16 protein-coding genes, 3 tRNA genes and 1 pseudogene are annotated in these 17,439 nt (G+C 71.5%); 10 read left to right on the top strand and 10 right to left on the bottom strand.

What is annotated here, in order from left to right; translation table 11 throughout:
• Positions 1-234: 234 nt before the first annotated feature.
• Positions 235-654, bottom strand: a complete 420-nt coding sequence (locus ACZ516_RS20765) for an SSI family serine proteinase inhibitor (RefSeq protein WP_358589916.1) — start codon at positions 652-654, stop codon at positions 235-237.
• A gap of 235 nt (positions 655-889) precedes the next feature.
• On the opposite strand from ACZ516_RS20765, the gene ACZ516_RS20770 reads away from it, so the two are divergent.
• From ACZ516_RS20770 to ACZ516_RS20795, 6 genes and pseudogenes are all read left to right on the top strand, one after another.
• Positions 890-980, top strand: a tRNA-Ser gene (locus ACZ516_RS20770).
• Between the two features lie 243 nt (positions 981-1,223).
• A tRNA-Arg gene (locus ACZ516_RS20775) sits at positions 1,224-1,296 on the top strand.
• A 78-nt stretch (positions 1,297-1,374) separates the two neighbouring features.
• Entirely contained in the window at positions 1,375-2,265 is an 891-nt protein-coding gene (locus ACZ516_RS20780; protein WP_469011315.1) for a DUF2797 domain-containing protein, read from the top strand.
• Between the two features lie 158 nt (positions 2,266-2,423).
• Positions 2,424-3,161, top strand: a pseudogene (locus ACZ516_RS20785) (response regulator transcription factor); the annotation flags it as partial.
• Positions 3,162-3,465: 304 nt separating this feature from the next.
• On the top strand, positions 3,466-4,968 hold the full coding sequence (locus tag ACZ516_RS20790; RefSeq protein WP_469011316.1) for a DHA2 family efflux MFS transporter permease subunit: 1,503 nt from the start codon (positions 3,466-3,468) through the stop codon (positions 4,966-4,968).
• A gap of 112 nt (positions 4,969-5,080) precedes the next feature.
• A complete protein-coding gene (locus ACZ516_RS20795) occupies positions 5,081-5,941 on the top strand; it encodes a TetR/AcrR family transcriptional regulator (protein WP_469011317.1) in 861 nt (286 codons plus the stop codon).
• A 54-nt stretch (positions 5,942-5,995) separates the two neighbouring features.
• On the opposite strand, the gene ACZ516_RS20800 is transcribed toward ACZ516_RS20795, so the two are convergent.
• From ACZ516_RS20800 to ACZ516_RS20810, 3 genes are all read right to left on the bottom strand, one after another.
• The gene (locus ACZ516_RS20800) at positions 5,996-6,811 is read right to left on the bottom strand and encodes a YceI family protein (RefSeq protein WP_361081324.1); all 816 of its coding nucleotides are present in this window, start codon (positions 6,809-6,811) and stop codon (positions 5,996-5,998) included.
• A gap of 106 nt (positions 6,812-6,917) precedes the next feature.
• Positions 6,918-9,389, bottom strand: coding sequence for an MFS transporter (locus ACZ516_RS20805; protein WP_467465325.1), 2,472 nt, complete (start codon positions 9,387-9,389; stop codon positions 6,918-6,920).
• Positions 9,390-9,486: 97 nt separating this feature from the next.
• On the bottom strand, positions 9,487-9,957 hold the full coding sequence (locus ACZ516_RS20810) for a MarR family winged helix-turn-helix transcriptional regulator (protein WP_358582411.1): 471 nt from the start codon (positions 9,955-9,957) through the stop codon (positions 9,487-9,489).
• A gap of 184 nt (positions 9,958-10,141) precedes the next feature.
• On the opposite strand from ACZ516_RS20810, the gene ACZ516_RS20815 reads away from it, so the two are divergent.
• On the top strand, positions 10,142-10,351 hold the full coding sequence (locus ACZ516_RS20815; protein WP_358582413.1) for a hypothetical protein: 210 nt from the start codon (positions 10,142-10,144) through the stop codon (positions 10,349-10,351).
• Positions 10,352-10,559: 208 nt separating this feature from the next.
• Here ACZ516_RS20815 and ACZ516_RS20820 read toward each other — a convergent pair whose 3' ends face one another.
• The 4 genes from ACZ516_RS20820 to ACZ516_RS20835 form a co-directional block, all read right to left on the bottom strand.
• Positions 10,560-11,444, bottom strand: coding sequence for an RNA polymerase sigma factor SigF (locus ACZ516_RS20820; protein ID WP_358582415.1), 885 nt, complete (start codon positions 11,442-11,444; stop codon positions 10,560-10,562).
• A gap of 244 nt (positions 11,445-11,688) precedes the next feature.
• Complete coding sequence (locus ACZ516_RS20825) at positions 11,689-12,621, bottom strand: RNA polymerase sigma factor SigF (protein ID WP_467465318.1); 933 nt, start codon at positions 12,619-12,621, stop codon at positions 11,689-11,691.
• A gap of 270 nt (positions 12,622-12,891) precedes the next feature.
• Positions 12,892-13,185, bottom strand: a complete 294-nt coding sequence (locus ACZ516_RS20830; RefSeq protein WP_358582420.1) for a Dabb family protein — start codon at positions 13,183-13,185, stop codon at positions 12,892-12,894.
• A gap of 43 nt (positions 13,186-13,228) precedes the next feature.
• Positions 13,229-13,408 (bottom strand): hypothetical protein, encoded by a 180-nt coding sequence (locus tag ACZ516_RS20835; protein WP_358582426.1) that lies wholly within the window; start codon positions 13,406-13,408, stop codon positions 13,229-13,231.
• 590 nt (positions 13,409-13,998) lie between these two features.
• Here ACZ516_RS20835 and ACZ516_RS20840 point away from each other — a divergent pair.
• From ACZ516_RS20840 to ACZ516_RS20850, 3 genes are read left to right on the top strand one after another with little or no spacing between them, the layout of a single operon-like run.
• A complete protein-coding gene (locus tag ACZ516_RS20840) occupies positions 13,999-14,136 on the top strand; it encodes a hypothetical protein (RefSeq protein ID WP_358582429.1) in 138 nt (45 codons plus the stop codon).
• Between the two features lie 17 nt (positions 14,137-14,153).
• Positions 14,154-15,587 (top strand): N-6 DNA methylase, encoded by a 1,434-nt coding sequence (locus ACZ516_RS20845; protein ID WP_469011318.1) that lies wholly within the window; start codon positions 14,154-14,156, stop codon positions 15,585-15,587.
• A complete protein-coding gene (locus tag ACZ516_RS20850) occupies positions 15,584-16,726 on the top strand; it encodes a restriction endonuclease subunit S (RefSeq protein WP_469011319.1) in 1,143 nt (380 codons plus the stop codon). Before ACZ516_RS20845 ends, ACZ516_RS20850 begins: the two co-directional genes overlap by 4 nt.
• A gap of 99 nt (positions 16,727-16,825) precedes the next feature.
• On the opposite strand, the gene ACZ516_RS20855 is transcribed toward ACZ516_RS20850, so the two are convergent.
• Both ACZ516_RS20855 and tadA read right to left on the bottom strand, forming a co-directional pair.
• Positions 16,826-16,910 (bottom strand) — tRNA-Ser (locus tag ACZ516_RS20855).
• A gap of 60 nt (positions 16,911-16,970) precedes the next feature.
• Positions 16,971-17,402: a tRNA adenosine(34) deaminase TadA gene (gene tadA / locus ACZ516_RS20860; RefSeq protein WP_361081513.1), complete on the bottom strand. Its 432-nt coding sequence runs from the start codon at positions 17,400-17,402 to the stop codon at positions 16,971-16,973.
• Positions 17,403-17,439: the final 37 nt, after the last annotated feature.

Below are 17,439 nucleotides of genomic sequence, written 5' to 3' on the forward strand. Positions count from 1 at the left end.
TTGCCGACCCGCTCAGGCCATCTTGCCCCTCGGCCCGTGGCGTGTCACGGGAGGGAGTCTACGGGGCGCGGTCGCCGGCGCGGCGCCGGATGAGAGGGAGGTCGCACGCAGACCTTGTGAGTTTTCGGTACCGCCCAGGTCACGGGAGGACGCGTCGCTCCCCCTCTTCTCATGTCCTCGCTCCCCGTGTTCCCGCGCGGTGGGGCGGCGTTCGTCCTCGCGCGGCGGGGGTGTTCAGGAGGTGCGGGGCAGCACGGGGGCCATGCGGTCCCAGCGCGAGATCTCGCAGCCGTCGGCACGGGAGTACGTCGCGTCGACGGGGCGGCCCTGCCATGTGCCCTTGATGTGCGCGGTGGCGGGACCGCCGTACTGCATGGTGCACATCGCGTCGGGCGCCACCGGCGCGAACGGGTCGGTGCCGTAGACGGTGACCTCGTCCAGCCGGGCGCACGCCTGGGCGGCGGCCGGATGCGTGCCGCCCGTGGGGTGGCACTTCAGTTCGTACGTTCCCTCGCCGTCGCCCCCCGAGTCGGAGACGGTGATCGTCAGCCGGTCCACCGGCGTCTCGGCGTGGTCGGTGGCGTGCGCGGTGACGGGCGTGACGGAGAGCGCGGCGGCGGAGGCGGCGGCGGTGAGAACGAGGCGGCGCAGCATGAGGGCTCCACGGGTTCGTCGGTCGGCGGTACGGCGGGCCGAGGGGTCGGTCCACCGCCTTTAACGCCGCTCGCCGCCTTACGTTGCGGGGTGGCGCCGCCGGGCCGCCGGGCCGGGTGGCGGCTTTGCCCTGCGGGCCGCGCGGCTAGTACCGTGGAGGACGCGATTGGTGACACGCCGCCTGGCTGTGTCATCATCTGCACGCACCCCCGCGCTCGCGCAGGATGTGCAAGCTGGAGGCGTCGCCTAGTCCGGTCTATGGCGCCGCACTGCTAATGCGGTTTGGGCCTTAAAGCCCATCGAGGGTTCAAATCCCTCCGCCTCCGCGCTGTGAACCCGAAGCCCCGGTCGTCCGCGACCGGGGCTTCGGTCGTTTCCGACGGGACTTCGATCGTTTCCGGACGCGGCCCGGCCGCGTCCGGACGGCCCACGGCGGGTCGGCCCCGGCGCCCGGAAGGCTGTTTCCCCAGCTCAGAGGCGGTTTGGGAAACGGATTTCGCCTCACGGCGCAGGTCATGTAATGTTGTTCTCGCAACGCCGACGGGGCAGAAAAAACCCCGGAAGCACAAGCACTCGTAGCTTAACGGATAGAGCATCTGACTACGGATCAGAAGGTTGCAGGTTCGAATCCTGCCGAGTGCACAGCAGGCCAGAGGCCCCGACGGGAAACCGTCGGGGCCTCTGGTCGTTTCTGCGTGGTCGGGACCGAGGAGTACGGCGATGGAGTGGCGTTGCGCGGGGCTCGGGTGGTCGGGGGGCGGGCCCGTGCTGCGGTGGGCGGGTGGGCGGAGCAGTCCGCTCGCCTATGGGCGGGCCATCGGGTTCCGGGCCGTGGGGGAGCGGTGGTGCGTGGGGGCGCGGGGGAATCCATGTCCTGTGCGGGCCGTCGTGCCGGCGCGGGCCACCCAGGCGCGGTGCCCCGAGTGCGCGCGGCTCGACCGGGCGTTCTCCGTGGCGGCGGACGGGGTGCCGGACGATCCGCGCACGTACCGGGTGTACCTCGCGTGGTTCGGGCCCGGGCTGGTCAAGGTCGGGATCACCGCGCAGGAGCGGGGCGCGGTGCGGCTCCTCGAACAGGGGGCCGTGGCGTTCTGCTGGCTGGGGCGCGGCCCGTTGATGGCGGCCCGCCGCACGGAGGAGTTGCTGCGGTCCGCGCTCGGGGTGCCGGACCGGGTGCCGTACGCGCGTAAACGGGAGGTCCGGGGGGCGCTGCCCGGGTGGGCCGAACGGGTGGGGGAGTTGGCGGGGCTGTACGAGCGGGCCGTCGCGCTCGCGGGGTGGGCCGAGACGTTGGAGCGGGTGGCGTTCGAGGCCGTCGACCACGCGGAGGCGTTCGGGCTCGGGGCGCCGGGGAGCGGGGCCGCCGAGGGCGTCGTGCGGGAGGTGGCCGACGGCGGGATCGTCGCCGGGCGGCTGGCCGCGGCGGCCGGGCCCGATCTGCATCTGGAGGTCGCGGGCGGGGGCGTACTCGTCCTCGACACGCGGGTGCTCGTGGGGTGGCAGCTGACGGGGGCCGACGCGGGGGCGTCCGTGACGGTGCCGGTCCAGCCGCTGGGCGGCCGGGGGCCGGGGTCGACGGACGGCACCGCCGAGCAGGAGGGGCTCTTCTGAGACGCCTCGCCTCGCTGTGTCGTGCCGCGCCTCGCCTCGCCGGGTCGTGTCGTGTGTCGCCATGCCTCGCTGTGCCGGGCCGAGCGCCCGTGCCGTTTCTCAGGTGATTCACAGGTTCGCGCAAGAGTGCTCTCAGGGGCGTGGCCCACCCTCGGGGCATGACCACGACCTCGCCCCAGGCGCGCACCGAACTGCTCCGGCCGGACGGGAGCCCCGTCCGCGTACTCGTGGTGGACGACGAGGCGTCTCTCACCGAGCTGATGTCCATGGCCCTGCGCTACGAGGGCTGGCAGATCCGCAGCGCGGCGGACGGCGTCGGCGCGGTGCGGGCCGCGCGCGCGTTCCGGCCCGACGCCGTGGTGCTGGACATGATGCTGCCCGACATGGACGGCCTCTCCCTGCTCGGCAGGCTGCGCCGGGAACTGCCGGACGTGCCGGTGCTGTTCCTCACCGCGAAGGACGCGGTGGAGGACCGCATCGCCGGGCTCACCGCCGGCGGCGACGACTACGTCACCAAGCCCTTCAGCCTGGAGGAGGTGGTGGCGCGGCTGCGCGGGCTCATCCGGCGGGCCGGGGCCGCGGACAAGCGCGGCGCGTCCGTGCTCGCGGTGGGGGACCTCACCCTGGACGAGGACAGCCACGAGGTGACGCGCGGCGGGGAGTCCATCCATCTGACCGCCACCGAGTTCGAGCTGCTGCGCTATCTCATGCGCAATCCGCGGCGCGTGCTGAGCAAGGCGCAGATCCTCGACCGCGTGTGGAACTACGACTTCGGCGGCCAGGCCAACGTCGTCGAGCTCTACATCTCGTATCTGCGCAGGAAGATCGACGCCGGGCGGGAGCCGATGATCCATACGCGGCGCGGGGCCGGGTACCTGATCAAACCGGCCGCGTCCGCCCCCGCCCCCGCGGCCCCGGTGTCGACGTCCCTCTCCACTCCCGCGACCCCGGCGTCTACCGCGCCCATGAGGCCCGCGCCCTCGCCCTTGCCTTCGTGAGAGGCGAGCCCGGCCACCGCTGCCTCGAACTGCCCGGGCCCGAGACGCCCGCCCCGGTTCGCGCTGACACCGACCGGCTCCATCAGGACGTAGCACCGGGCGCGGCGGGTCCCGCGTATTGCCTTGTACGACGTATGGGAACTGCTCTACGGTGTACGGGAACGACGTCCCTTACACCGTAGAGCCCACCCAGGAGCCCCGCATGACGGCGACGACCGCCGAGTCCTCGGCCGCCCCACCCCGGCACCCGCAGCGCTGGCTGATCCTCGGCGTCGTCTGCCTCGCCCAGCTGGTGGTGCTGCTCGACAACACCGTCCTGAGCGTCGCGATCCCCTCCCTCACCCGGGAGCTGGACGCGTCCACCTCCGACATCCAGTGGATGATCAACGCGTACTCGCTCGTGCAGTCCGGGCTGCTGCTCACCGCGGGCAGCTCCGCCGACCGCTACGGCCGCAAGAAGTTGCTCCTGGCGGGCCTCGCGCTCTTCGGCGCCGGCTCCTTCGTCGCCGCCTTCGCGCAGTCCTCCGGGCAGCTCATCGCCGCCCGCGCGGGCATGGGCGTCGGCGGTGCGCTCCTGATGACCACCACGCTCGCGGTCGTCGTACAGATCTTCGACGACACCGAGCGCGTCAAGGCGATCGGCGTCTGGTCGACCATCAGCTCCCTCGGCTTCGCGGTCGGACCGCTGCTCGGCGGCTTCATGCTGAACCACTTCTGGTGGGGCTCGATCTTCCTGATCAACGTCCCCGTGGCGGTACTCGGCCTGCTCGCGGTCGCCAAGATGGTGCCCGAGTCCAAGAACCCCCGGGGCGACCGGCCCGACCTGCTCGGCGCGCTGCTGTCGACGATCGGCATGGCCTCGGTGGTCTACGCGATCATCTCCGGACCCGAGCACGGCTGGACGTCGTCGCACGTGCTGGTCGCCGCGGCCGTCGGCGTACTGGTCCTCGGCGCGTTCGTGCTCTGGGAGCTGCGCATCCCGTACCCGATGCTGGACATGCACTTCTTCCAGAACCAGCGGTTCATCGGCGCGGTGGCGGGCTCGGTCCTCGTCGCGTTCGGGCTCAGCGGATCGCTCTTCCTCCTCACCCAGCACCTCCAGTTCGTCCTCGGGTACGAGCCGTTGGAGGCGGGCGTGCGGACCGCGCCGCTCGCGGTGACCATCGTGGCCCTGAACCTGTCCGGCCTCGGCGCGAAACTGCACACCAAGCTGGGCACGCCCACCACGATCCTGGTCGGCATGAGCGCCATCGCCGCCGGTCTCCTGGCGATAGCGCTGCTCGGCGGCGACAACTACGGCGGCATGCTGGCCGGGCTCATCCTCATGGGCGCGGGCATCGGCTTCGCCATGCCCGCCATGGCCAACGCCATCATGAGCGCCATCCCGCTGGAGAAGGCGGGCGTGGGCGCGGGCGTCAACGGCACGCTCGCGGAGTTCGGCAACGGCCTCGGCGTCGCCGTCCTCGGCGCGGTCCTCAACTCCCGTTTCGCTTCTCTCGTGGCGGTCTCCGCGGCGTCCTTCCCCGCGGCGATGGCGGCGGCGAAGTCGGCGGGCGAGCGGGAGCGGATCGCCGACGCGTTCGCCTCGGGGCTGGAGACGAGTCAGCTGGTGGGCGCCGCCGCGGTGTTCCTCGGCGGGGTCGTGGCCGCCGCGTTGCTGCGCAGGGTGGAGCGGGCGGACTCGCAGGAGGCGGCGTCGGCATAGCATCGGGGGGAGGGGCGGACCACTGGGTTCCGGTTCGTGGCCTCCCCGGCCCCGCCCCCGGAGAACACCGGTCCGGGCCCCAGATTCCAGGACCCGACGAGGAAGGTGCGCCATGGCCAAGGCTGCCGCCCGCACGAAGAATCCGGCGCGGACGAGTGTCTGGCTGCAGGGCAAGGCCGCTCGCGGCGGCGCCCGCAAGGGCGACCAGCCCAGCGGCCTGGACCGGGAGCGCGTCACTGAGGCCTCGGTCCGGCTCCTGGACGCGGAGGGCCTCGCCAAGTTCTCCATGCGCAGGCTCGCCGCGGAGCTGAACGTCACGGCGATGTCCGTCTACTGGTACGTGGACACCAAGGACGACCTCCTGGAGCTCGCCCTCGACGCGGTCTGCGGCGAGATGCGGCTGCCCCAATGGGAGACGCCCGAGGGGCCCGAGACGCCCGAGGGGCCCGAGACGCCCGAGGGGCCCGAGGGGAAGGCATCCGCAGCGGCGGCGACCGGGGAGGCCTGGCGCGACCATCTGCGCGCCCTGGCCCACGAGTACCGCTCGCTGCTGATCCGCCACCCCTGGATCTCGCCGCTGGTCGGCCGGTACCTCAACATCGGCCCGAACTGGCTGGCGTTCGCCGTCGCGATCCAGCAGACGGTACGGCGCACCGGGCTGCCCGCGCACACGCAGAACGGCGCGATCTCGGCGGTCTTCCAGTTCGTGTACGGCTTCGGGACCATCGAGGGCCACTACATGGCGCGGTGCGCGGAGGCCGGGATGACGCAGGAGGAGTACTACCGGGAGTCGGTCGGCACGGTCGAGGACGAACTGTCCGCGCCCGGGGTGCCCGACAGCGCCAAGGAGCTGCTGGCGGCGCGGGACGGGACCACGGTCGAGGAGATGTGGGAACGGGACTTCACCATCGCCCTCGACCTGATGATCGCGGGCATCGAGGCGCTCCTCACCCGCCCGGCGCCGCCGGGTTAGCCGGCCGGGCGCCGCGCGGAAGGAGCCGCCCGGCGCCGGACCGGTGACGTCCGCTCAGCCCGGCAGTGACTCCCCCTGCACGGCCTGGATGTCCAGCTCCACCCGCAGGGTCGTGCCGATCGCCGAGATCCCCGCCTGCACCACCTGGTTGTAGTTCATGGCGAAGTCCTCGCGCCGCAGCTCGGTCGTGGCGCGGAAGGCCGCGCGGGTCCCGCCCCAGGGGTCGGCTCCGGTGCCGAGGTAGCTCAGCTCCAGGTCGACGGGGCGTACGACGCCGTGCATCCCCAACTCGCCGTGGACCGTCCAGCGGTCGGCGCCCGCGGGCGTCAGGCCGCTCGACCGGTAGGTGATCTCCGGGTACTGCTCCACGTCCAGGAAGTCCGGCGACTTCAGGTGCCCGTCGCGCATGCCGTTGCCCGTGTCGATGGACGCCGACCGGATGACCGCCTCGACCCGCGACTTCTCGACGTCCTCGGCGATCTCCACCCGCCCGCCGAACTCCAGGAACCGCCCGTGCACGCTGGTGATCCCCAGGTGCTGGGCGACGGCGCCCACGGTGGAGTGCGCGGGGTCGATGGTCCACGGACCCGGCGGCGGCAGCTCGGTGCCGCCCTGGCGGGCCAGGACGACGTTGCCGACCTCGGCCCGGCCGCTGGCCGTGACGAGCGCGGTGGAGGCGACGGGCGCGTAGCCGACCGCGGTGACGATGACGGTGTACGGCCCGGCCGCGAGCACCGACGCGTCCCGCACGACGCCTTCCTGGTCCGCGGCGGCGCGCAGCACCTGCGTACCGGTCATGTCCGTCACCGTGACGACGGCGTGGGGCACGGCCCACCCGTCACGCGTGCGGATCCGAGCGTTGAGTCCCATCCCGTTTTACTCCTTGCCAAGCCTCGGAAGCGCGCAAGAGAAGCGCGTGAAAAGCGTCGGCCGGTGGCCGCGCCCCGTCAGGGTGCGCGGCCACCGGCCGGGGTCGTCACTCGCCGGGGTGGGCGAGTTCGATGTCGTGGCCGTCGACGCCGTTGCCGGTCACCGTCAGACCGGTGGCCACCGGCGGGTAGCCGGTCGCGATGACCGTGTACTCGCCGCTGTCCAGGTCGGTGAAGGCGTACGCCCCGTCGGTCCCGGTGGTCGCGGTGGCGACGACGTTGCCGGCGGCGTCCACCAGCGTGACGCGGGCGTCGTTCAGGGCCGAGCCGCCCGCGCGGACGGTGCCGAGCACCTGCGCGCCGGAGTTCAGCTCGACCTCGACCCGGGTGACCCCGGCGCCGCCGACCTCGACCGGCAGCGCGACGGGCCGGTGGCCGGCCGCGTTGACCGCGATGGTCACGGTGCCGGGGACCAGCTCGGCGAAGGTGAACTCGCCCTGCTCACCGGAGAGCCCGGTGGCCAGGACGTCGCCGCGCACGTCGGTCACGATGACCATCGCGCCGCCGACGGGCAGCTTGCTGTCGGCGTCCCGCACCAGACCGCTCAGCCCGCTGGTGCCGCTGAGCAGGATGTCGTACGCCAGGGCGTCCTCGCCCACCACGACGGTGGAGGCCTGCGGCTGGAAGCCGTCGGCGGAGGCGATGAGCACGTACGAACCGGCGCCGGGGGCGTCCAGGGCGTAGGCCCCGTCCCCCTGGGCGACCGCGCGGCCCAGCTGGCGTCCCGCGAGGGAGATCAGCGTGACGGCGGCCTGCGGGACGGGCGCGCCCTCGGCACCGCGGACGTGGCCGTGGACCGGGATGCCGTCGGTGACCGGCGGCAGACCACCGGAGGCGGCCTCGGCGGCGGACGCCGACGCGGCGAGGCGCTGGGTGCCCTCGGGGCCGGTCTCGGTGCGCGAGGCGACGGAGGCGAGGACGGCCTCGTCGGCGGCGGGGGCGCCGGCGACGGCCGGGGCGGCGGCGGTGGCCGGAGCGGTGGCGTCGGCCGTCTCACCGGCGGCCTGCGCGAGACCGCCCGAGGTCCGCAGCGGGACCTCCTTGATGAACAGCGTGATCAGGAAGGCGATCAGCGCCATCGGCGCGGCGATCAGGAAGACGTCGGCGATGCCGTGCCCGTACGCGCTCTCCATCACCGTGCGGAACGGCTCGGGGATCTTGTCCAGGTCGGGGATGCCGCCGCCACCGGTGCCGCCGTGGCCGAACTGCGCGGCGGCCTTCGGGCCGAGGTCGGTGATGCCGTCCTTGACGTAGTCGGTGATGCGCGTGGCCATGATGGCGCCGAGCGCCGAGACACCCATCGCACCGCCCAGGGAGCGGAAGAAGGTGACGGTGGAGCTGGCGGCGCCCAGGTCCTCGGGGGCGACCTGGTTCTGCGTGCACAGGACCAGGTTCTGCATCATCATGCCGATGCCGAGACCCATCAGGGCCATGAAGATCGCGATGTGCCAGTACTCGGTGTCGTAGCGGATGGTGCCCAGCAGACCGAGGCCCGCCGTCACCAGCACGCCACCGCTGACCAGCCACGCCTTCCACTTGCCGGTCTTGGTGATGACCTGGCCCGAGACGGTCGAGGAGACGAACAGGCCGCCGATCATCGGGATCGTCATGACACCGGACATCGTCGGGGACTCGCCCCGCGCCAGCTGGAAGTACTGGCTGAAGAAGACCGTGCCCGCGAACATCGCGACACCCACGAAGAGCGAGGCGAGCGAAGCGAGCGTGATGGTGCGGTTGCGGAAGAGCCGCAGCGGGATGATCGGCTCGCTGGCCTTCGACTCGACGAGTACGAAGAGCAGGCCGAGGACGATCGAGCCGCCGACCATGGCGCCGGTCTGCCAGGACATCCAGTCGTACTTGTCACCGGCGAAGGTGACCCAGACGAGCAGCAGGCAGACGGCGGCGCTGATGAAGAAGGCGCCGGCCCAGTCGACCTTCACGTCGCGCTTGACGACGGGGAGCTTCAGGGTCTTCTGCAGGACGATCAGCGCGATGATCGCGAAGGGCACGCCGACGTAGAAGCACCAGCGCCAGCCGAGCCACGAGGTGTCGGTGATGACACCGCCGAGCAGCGGTCCGCCGACGGTGGCGACGGCGAAGGTGGCGCCGAGGTAGCCGGAGTAACGCCCGCGCTCACGCGGGGAGATCATCGCGGCCATGACGATCTGGGCGAGGGCGGACAGGCCGCCCACGCCGACGCCCTGCACGACGCGGCAGGCGATCAGCATCCCGGCGCTCTGCGAGAGACCGGCGACGACCGAACCGCCGACGTAGATGATCAGGGCTATCTGGACCAGGGCCTTCTTGCTGAAGAGGTCCGAGAGCTTGCCCCACAGCGGGGTGGTCGCCGTCATCGCGAGCAGCGAGGCGGTGACGACCCAGGTGTAGGCGGACTGGCCGCCGCCGAGGTCGCCGATGATTTCGGGCAGGGCGTTGGAGACGATCGTCGACGACAGGATCGCCACGAACATGCCGAGCAGCAGACCCGACAGCGCTTCCATGATCTGCCGGTGCGTCATCGGAGCGTTCTCGCCGGGGTGACCGTGGTGCGCTCCGTGCTTGGCATGGCTGCCCCGCACACCGGCTGGTGTGGTTGTTGCCATGGACTTCCTCTTCTTACGCGGGTGTACGGGTGGTCTCGGGTCGGGCCGCCGCGGCGCGGCAGTCCCCGAAGCTGTCGCGCAGGCGCGCGAGCAGTGTGCTGAGCCGGACGACCTCTTCGTCGGTCCAGTCGTGCAAGTAGTGGGTGAGCGTCCGGATGGAGAGGTCGGACAGCTCCTCGACCTTGGCCTTGCCCTCGGGCGTCAGGCGCAGGATGCGGGAGCGCTTGTCGGCGGGATCGGGATCGCGGACGATCCACTCCTTCTCCACCACATGGGCGACGTGCCGGCTGGTCACCGACATGTCGACGGCGAGCAGCTCGGCCAGCCTGCTCATCCGCATCGCGCCGTGGCGCTCCAGCAGGACGAGTACGGCGGCGGAGCCGGCCGGGCAGTCCGGGGGCAGAGCCCGTCCGAGACCGCGTTTAACGGCGCCGATGGCGCTGAGCTGTCGGGCCAGCTCCTCGTACTGACGCTGCGCGGCCACGGCACCTCCGTTTTTGTTGCTTAGGGCAACCATAGAAGCAGTTGGTTGCTGCAGGCAAACTAAAATCGGACCTACGCCCTAAAGAGTCGGCAAAGCTCCGGGGCGCCGCGCGTAAAGTCCCTGGGCAGGCAGGGGGTGGGCGGGGGTTGGGCGGGGGGCGAGGGATTCGCTAGTGTCCTGCTCCATGGCACACAACCCCCAGGGTCCCCAGGGCAACCCCGACCCCGCCGGCAGCACGCAGATGTTCCGCGCCTTCGTCGACGAGGCACCGCAGGGCGGCGGCGGTCGCCGGCAGGCGGCGCCTTCCTCCTCCGGCCCACGGGTCGGCCTGATCCTCGGCGTGGTCCTCGCGGTCGTGATCGTGGCGGCCGTGGCGTGGCTCGCGCTCAAGTAGTCAGGGACGCCGCGAAGTAGCGCCCCGTCAGGGGCGCGGGGAACTGCGCGCCCAGCCACCACGCGCCCGCGCACGGCGAACGGGTCCCGGCGGTCCGGAGGTCTCCTCACCGAACCCGGCCGGGCCGGAACGGTGAGGGGCGTAAAACCGTCGAGGCCGAGGTGGCCTCCCCTCCGTGCCACCCTCCCCGCGAAGCGCAACGCGTACGTCAGTCCGAGATGAGCCCGTCCCGCAGCTGCGCCAGCGTGCGCGTGAGCAGCCGCGAGACGTGCATCTGGGAGATGCCGACCTCCTCGCCGATCTGTGACTGCGTCATGTTGGCGAAGAAGCGCAGCATGATGATGCGGCGCTCGCGCGGCGGCAGCTTGGCCAGGAGCGGCTTGAGGGACTCGCGGTACTCGACGCCCTCCAGGGCCGTGTCCTCGTACCCGAGCCGGTCCGCGAGGGAGCCCTCGCCGCCGTCGTCCTCGGGGGCCGGGGAGTCCAGCGAGGAGGCGGTGTAGGCGTTGCCCACCGCGAGGCCGTCGACCACGTCCTCCTCGGACACCCCGAGCGCGGCGGCGAGTTCGGGCACGGTGGGCGAGCGGTCCAGGCGCTGGGCCAGCTCGTCGCTGGTCTTCGTCAGCGCGAGGCGCAGCTCCTGGAGGCGGCGCGGGACGCGCACCGACCAACTGGTGTCGCGGAAGAAGCGCTTGATCTCACCGACGACCGTCGGCATCGCGAACGTCGGGAATTCCACGCCCCGTTCGCAGTCGAAGCGGTCGATCGCCTTGATCAGGCCGATGGTCCCGACCTGGACGATGTCCTCCATCGGTTCGTTGCGGCTGCGGAAGCGGGCAGCCGCGTAGCGCACGAGGGGGAGGTTGAGCTCGATGAGCGTGTCGCGCACGTAGACACGCTCGGGGCTGTCCTGGTCGAGTGCGGCGAGCCGCAGGAACAGGGAGCGGGACAGGGTCCTGGTGTCGATGGCTTCCGGGGCCGTGGAGCTCTGGAGAGCTTCGGGTGTGCTCGGAAGCGCGTCGGGCGCGGATTCGCTCGGGCTCTTGACGAGCGTGAGCGTGAGCACCTTCGAGCTGCCCTGGTCTGCGGACATGCCACCCCCTTGAGGTCGCGGACGGTCGCGGCGGGCGCTCCCGTCGGAGGAACGCAGCCTCCACCTGAATACCGGAGGTGGGGCTACGGCAAACGCGGTTCCAGCAGAATGTCACATGTCGGCAACGCGCTGTAGTTACTTGTCGACAAACAAGGGTGACATCCGTGCAGGAAAGAGGGGGTCTGAGGCTTTTGTGCGGGCGGTGGCGTCGGCAAGAGCCGGGACGGCACTCCACTCGATCCGGTTACGCCTCGATCCGATTTGCGGATCGGAGCCGGGCGAAGCTTCTGGCGAGCAATCGCGACACATGCATCTGGGATACGCCCAGTTCGGCGCTGATCTGTGACTGCGTCAGGTTGCTGTAGTAGCGGAGCAGCAGGATCCGCTGTTCGCGCTCGGGCAGTTGGACCAGGAGGTGGCGCACGAGATCGCGGTGCTCGACGCCGTCGAGCGCGGGGTCCTCGTAGCCGAGCCGGTCGAGCAGGCCGGGCAGCCCGTCGCCCTCCTGGGCGGCCTCGAGCGAGGTCGCGTGGTAGGAGCGTCCCGCCTCGATGCAGGCGAGCACTTCCTCCTCGGTGATGCGCAGCCGCTCGGCGATCTCGGCGGTGGTCGGGGAGCGCCCGAAGGCGGTGGTGAGGTCCTCGGTCGCCCCGGTCACCTGCACCCACAGCTCGTGCAGCCGCCGCGGTACGTGGACCGTGCGGACGTTGTCGCGGAAGTACCGCTTGATCTCGCCGACGACGGTCGGCATCGCGAAGGTCGGGAACTGCACCCCGCGGTCCGGGTCGAACCGGTCGATGGCGTTGATGAGCCCGATGGTCCCGACCTGGACGACGTCCTCCATCGGCTCGTTGCGGCTGCGGAAGCGGGCGGCCGCGTACCGCACGAGCGGCAGATTGGCCTCGATGAGCGCGCCGCGCACCCGGCCGTGCTCGGGGCTGCCCGGCTCCAGCTCCTTGAGCTGGCCGAAGAGGACCTGGGTGAGGGCCCGGGTGTCGGCGCCGCGGGTGCTGCCGGTGCTCGGGGCGGTCGCGGGGGGCGCGGTCGTGGCGGGCGGCGTCGTGAGGGAGGGGGCGCCAGGGGTGGGGGTGCCGGGGGTGAGGGTGCCGGGGGAGGGGGGTGTGGTGGGCGGGGTCGGATTCGCGGGTGGAGCCTCAGGCGCAGTACTGGCCGGCACGGTCAACGCCACCCCTTCTCAGTCAAGCCCAATCAAGCCCGGTCAAGCTCGATCGACCTCGGCCCTAGTGTCGATCGACCTCGGTCAACTCATCCGTCAAAAGCGGTCATAGCATCACAAGACATGTGCACTGTGTGCAAGCACCTGATCGCTACGTGTTGAGGGCACGTTGGGCCCGGGGACGCCGAACGGCCCCGCACCGTCGTGGTGCGGGGCCGTTCGGGAAGCGGTCGTCCGGCGGGCGGTGGGGCCCGGGGCCTTCGGGCCGGCTCAGAACTCGTAGTCGGCGATCACCCAAGTGGCGAACTCCCGCCACAGGGCGACACCGGCCTGGTGGGCCGGGTGTTCGAGGTACCGCTTGAGGGCGTCGGTGTCCTCGACCGCCGAGTTGATCGCGAAGTCGTACGCGATGGGGCGGTCGGTGATGTTCCAGTCGCACTCCCAGAACGTCAGCTCCGGGATCTGCCCGCCGAGCGCGCGGAAGGCCTCGACGCCCTCGATCACGCGCGGCTCGTCGCGCCGTACACCGTCGTTGAGCTTGAAGAGGACCAGATGGCGGATCACGGGCACTCCTTGGGGAGGGTGGGGACGAGGGCTCGGCGGCCGCTCAGTCCTTGCCTCCGTTGGCGACCCACGTCATGAAGTCGCCGATGCTCCGAGCGGCGCTCGAAATGCCTTCGAACCCTATCTGGACGTAGTCGGCGGCCTTGGCGGGGTCGGTGATGATCACGTAGAGCGCGAAGACGACCACCACGAAGAGGCCGACCCTCTTCCACTGCACTGCCACGATCTGGCCTCCCCTTGCCGCGCCCCGTGTGACCCCTGTGACGGCGGTGAGTCTAACCCGGTCCACGCGCACCGGGTCTTTCCCGCCCGCGCCTCTGCCCCGACCGCCCTCACCGGACTTTTAGGGACCAACGGCCCGGCGGCGGAGGCCCTTTGCCTGTCCGCTCCGGGGGACGCGAGGCGCAGGATGGACGGTGAGCCCGAGGGGTCTGGCAGGAATCCACGGGCGAGGGACCGGCTCCACTGCGGGGTCCGCGCCGCCTGCTTCCCCCCGACGGCGGCGTCGACTTGAGAGCCGGTCCGCACCGGGGGAAGCGGCTTGTCCCCCCGACGCCGCTTCCCCCGACACCGCTTCCCCCACGCCACTTCTCCCGCCCCGCCAAAACCCCGACGCCCTGACGGCGCCGGGGTTTTTCGTATGTTCACGGCCCTTATGTCCCCACCCAAAGGCAGCGACTCCCGCACTGTCTGCTGCAAAAACCCAAAACGCATGCTGCTACTGCTACGGTGGCGAGGAGACGCAATCGAAGGACTGGAGGGGTGGGCGAAGTGAGCAGGTCGTGGCCGTGGTGGCTTGCGGCGTCAATGACAATGAACGTCGCTCTGGCGGCGGGCATCATCGAGTACGCGCGCCACAAAGATGTGCTCGGCTCGGTGCAGCAGGGGGGAAGCGCGTTCGCGGGGGTCGCCGCGATCGCCGTCGTGATCGTCATCGCCTTCCGGCGTTGACCGGCAAGGTGGGTGCGGTGAAAGAGACCAAGGCGCAGGCCGATTGGCTGTGGCGGGCCATGGACGCCCTCCGCGGCGTCATGTCCCTAGAGGCCATGCAGCAGTTCATCCTGAACATGATCTTCCTGCGCCGGGTCTCGGACGTGCCGCCGGAGGACGCCCAGGGGCGTCCGACCTGGGCCGAACTGGTCGGCCGCGCCCCCGAGCCGGACGGCCTCGACCAGGCTGTCCGGCAGGCCCTGCACGCCTGGAGCGGACGCTACGGGGAACTGCACCTGGACCTCGACGAGGAGGGGACCTGGGCGCGGCCGCACTCCGGCGATCGGCGGGGCCTGGACCGGGCCCTGCGGGAACTGCTCCTCGTCCTGGACCGGGCGGGTCGGGCGAGCGCGCCGGGGGAGCTGTACGAGCAGTGCCTCGCGTGGCTCTCGGAGGACCGGGTGGGCGGCGAGTACTACACGCCGCGCGATGTCGTACGGACGATGGTCCGGCTCATGACGCCGGAGCCGGGGGACGAGGTCTACGACCCGGCGTGCGGTTCGGCCGGAATGCTCGTCGAGGCCGCGCATTACGTGCGGGCCCACGAGGGGCGGTCCGCGGATCAGGCCGGGTCCGGGCTCCGGCTGGCCGGCCGGGACGTCAACAGCCGTACGCGGTCGATCGCGGCGATGAACCTGGTTCTCCACGGGCTGGAGGGGGACATGCTCGCTGATCTCGGCTCCGACAACAGTCTCCTGCGGGGGTCGGAGTCCGAGGAGAAGTACGGCATCGTGCTCGCCAACCCGCCGTTCGGCATGCGGCTGGCGCGGTGGGAGGACCAGCACCACGGGTTCACGCATTGGCGCTATGGCCCGCCGCCCAAGAGCAATGCCGACTTCGCCTGGGTCCAGCATGTGCTCGGATCGCTGAGGCCCGGCGGCCGCGCCGCCATCCTGCTGGCGAACGGGGCCGCGTTCCGCGGGGGGGCCGAGCGGCGCATTCGTGCTCACCTGGTGCAGGACGATGTCTTGTCCGCGGTCGTTCAGTTGCCTCCGGGGCTCTTCCCGCATACGCGCATTCCCGCGTGCCTCTGGCTCTTCGACACGGCCAAGCGCCCGCACGCGCAGAGCCGCGTCCTCTTCATCGACGCGCAGTCCTCGGGCGTCCAGGTGAGCCGCGGCCGCCGCCACCTGACCGACGCGGACGTGTCGCGGATCGCCGGCTCGTTCAGCGCCTGGTCGCGGGCGGGCACGGAGGACGAGCCGGGGTGGTGCCGAGTTCTCACGCGGGAGGAGATCGAGGCAGCGGACCACGACCTCCAGCCGACGCGCCATGTGACGCCGCCGGCGACGGAGGCCGACCCCGGCGACCCCGAGCGAAGGGTGCGTGAACTGACCGGAGAACTCTCCGGGCACTTCGCGGAAGCCGCGCGCATCGAGCAGGAACTCCGCGACGTGTTGGGGATGCGATGACCGCATGTCCGCAGTGGATGGCGCTCGACGACCTGCCCGGCGTCGAAGTGGTCGGGTACGGCATCAACCGCCCCGGTCCCTTCGATGACCAGGGCGTCCCGATGCTCCGGGCGGGAGACATCGTCGACGGTCGCGTCCAGGCGTCGGAAGCGGTCCGCGTGGGGCACGCGGTGGCCGATGCCCATCCGAGGACACGGCTGCGCGCCGGTGATCTGCTCGTCGTGCTCGTGGGAAGGATCGGCGAGGCCGCCATCACCGGGCCGGCGCAGGAGGGTTGGCAGGTCGCCCGCTCGGTCGCCCTGGTGCGCTGCGACGACCTCGACCTCGCTCGCTGGCTGCGGGCCTGGCTCGCCGTGCCGGCCGCCCGCGCATGGTGCGAGGCACGGGCCGCGGGCAGCGTGCAGCGCACCCTCGGGCTGAAGTGGCTGCGCCAGCTCCCCGTCGCGCTGCCGTCCGTGGCCGAACGCGATCGGGCCCTGCGTGTGATCACCGCTGTCGAGAGCCGTATCGATGTCAACGACCGGATCGCCCGGACGTCGGTCGAGTTGGCGGACGCGCACTTCGATGTCCTCACCCGGGACAGGACGAGCTGGCCGGTCAGGACTTTCGGCGACATCGTCCGCAAGTCCTGGACGTCCACGGCGGCACGGTCGCCCGTGCCCCGCGAGGAGGAGACGTGGGTCGCCGCCGCGGACGTACTGCACAACTCCCTGCCCCACGTGGGCCTCGATGCCGAGGAGCAGTCGTCCGAAGCGGCCGGCTCGGTGCTCCTGGTCCCCAAGGACGGGCAGGTGCACGCCGCGGTCGGCCCGGGCTCCGTGGCGGTGAGCCGTGGCGTGCTCGTGCTGCAACCGGAGCAGGCGGCCGACACGTGGTGGCTGCTGCACGAGATCCGCTCCAGAAGCAGTGAGCTGGCCCGGCTCGCACAGGGCACCGCGGGCCGCGAGCTGAGTGTGCGGGCCATCGGGAACACCGAGGTGGCCAGGCCGCCCCAGGAGGAGTTGGCGCACTTCGTGGAACGCGCGGGCACCTTGCACGCGCGTGCGCTCACCGCCACCCGGGAGAGCCACACCTTGCGTGCTCTGCTCACCGGTTTCCTGCGCACCCTGGAGCCGGCCGACTCCTCGGCTCTCGGCTGACCGGTCCACGAAAGGACGGGCCGGCCGCCCCACCGCGCACCGGTCGCGACAGAAGCAAGAACGCCCCCTGACCGGCACGGTCAGGGGGCGTTCTGAGAGCGGTAGCGGAGGGATTTGAACCCTCGGTGACTTGCGCCACACTCGCTTTCGAGGCGAGCTCCTTCGGCCGCTCGGACACGCTACCGAGAGGAACTCTAGCCCAAGGTGGCCCGTGTTCTGAAATCGATTGGCCGGGCCCCCTGTATCACCGTTTCCGGAAGAAGTCCGTCAGCCGGGTGGCGCACTCGTCGGCGAGGACGCCCTCGATGACCTCGGGGCGGTGGTTGAGCCTGCGGTCGCGGACGACGTCCCAGAGGGAGCCCGCTGCGCCGGCCTTCTCGTCGCGCGCCCCGTAGACGACCCGGTCGACGCGTGACTGCACGAGGGCGCCCGCGCACATCGTGCACGGCTCCAGCGTCACGACGAGCGTGCAACCGGTCAGCCGCCACTGACCGAGCCCGGCGGCCGCCCTGCGGAGGGCGAGCACCTCCGCGTGCGCGGTGGGATCGCCGGTCAGCTCCCGTTCGTTGTGCCCGGCCGCGAGCACCGTCGTGCCGTCCGGGGACAGCACGACGGCGCCGACGGGCACGTCACCGCCCCGGCCGGCCAGCTCGGCCTCGGCCAGGGCGAGCCGCATGGGCGCCCGCCAGCGGTCGCGTACGGGGTCGTGGGAT

It is taken from the genome of Streptomyces sp. NPDC034037, assembly GCF_055575715.1.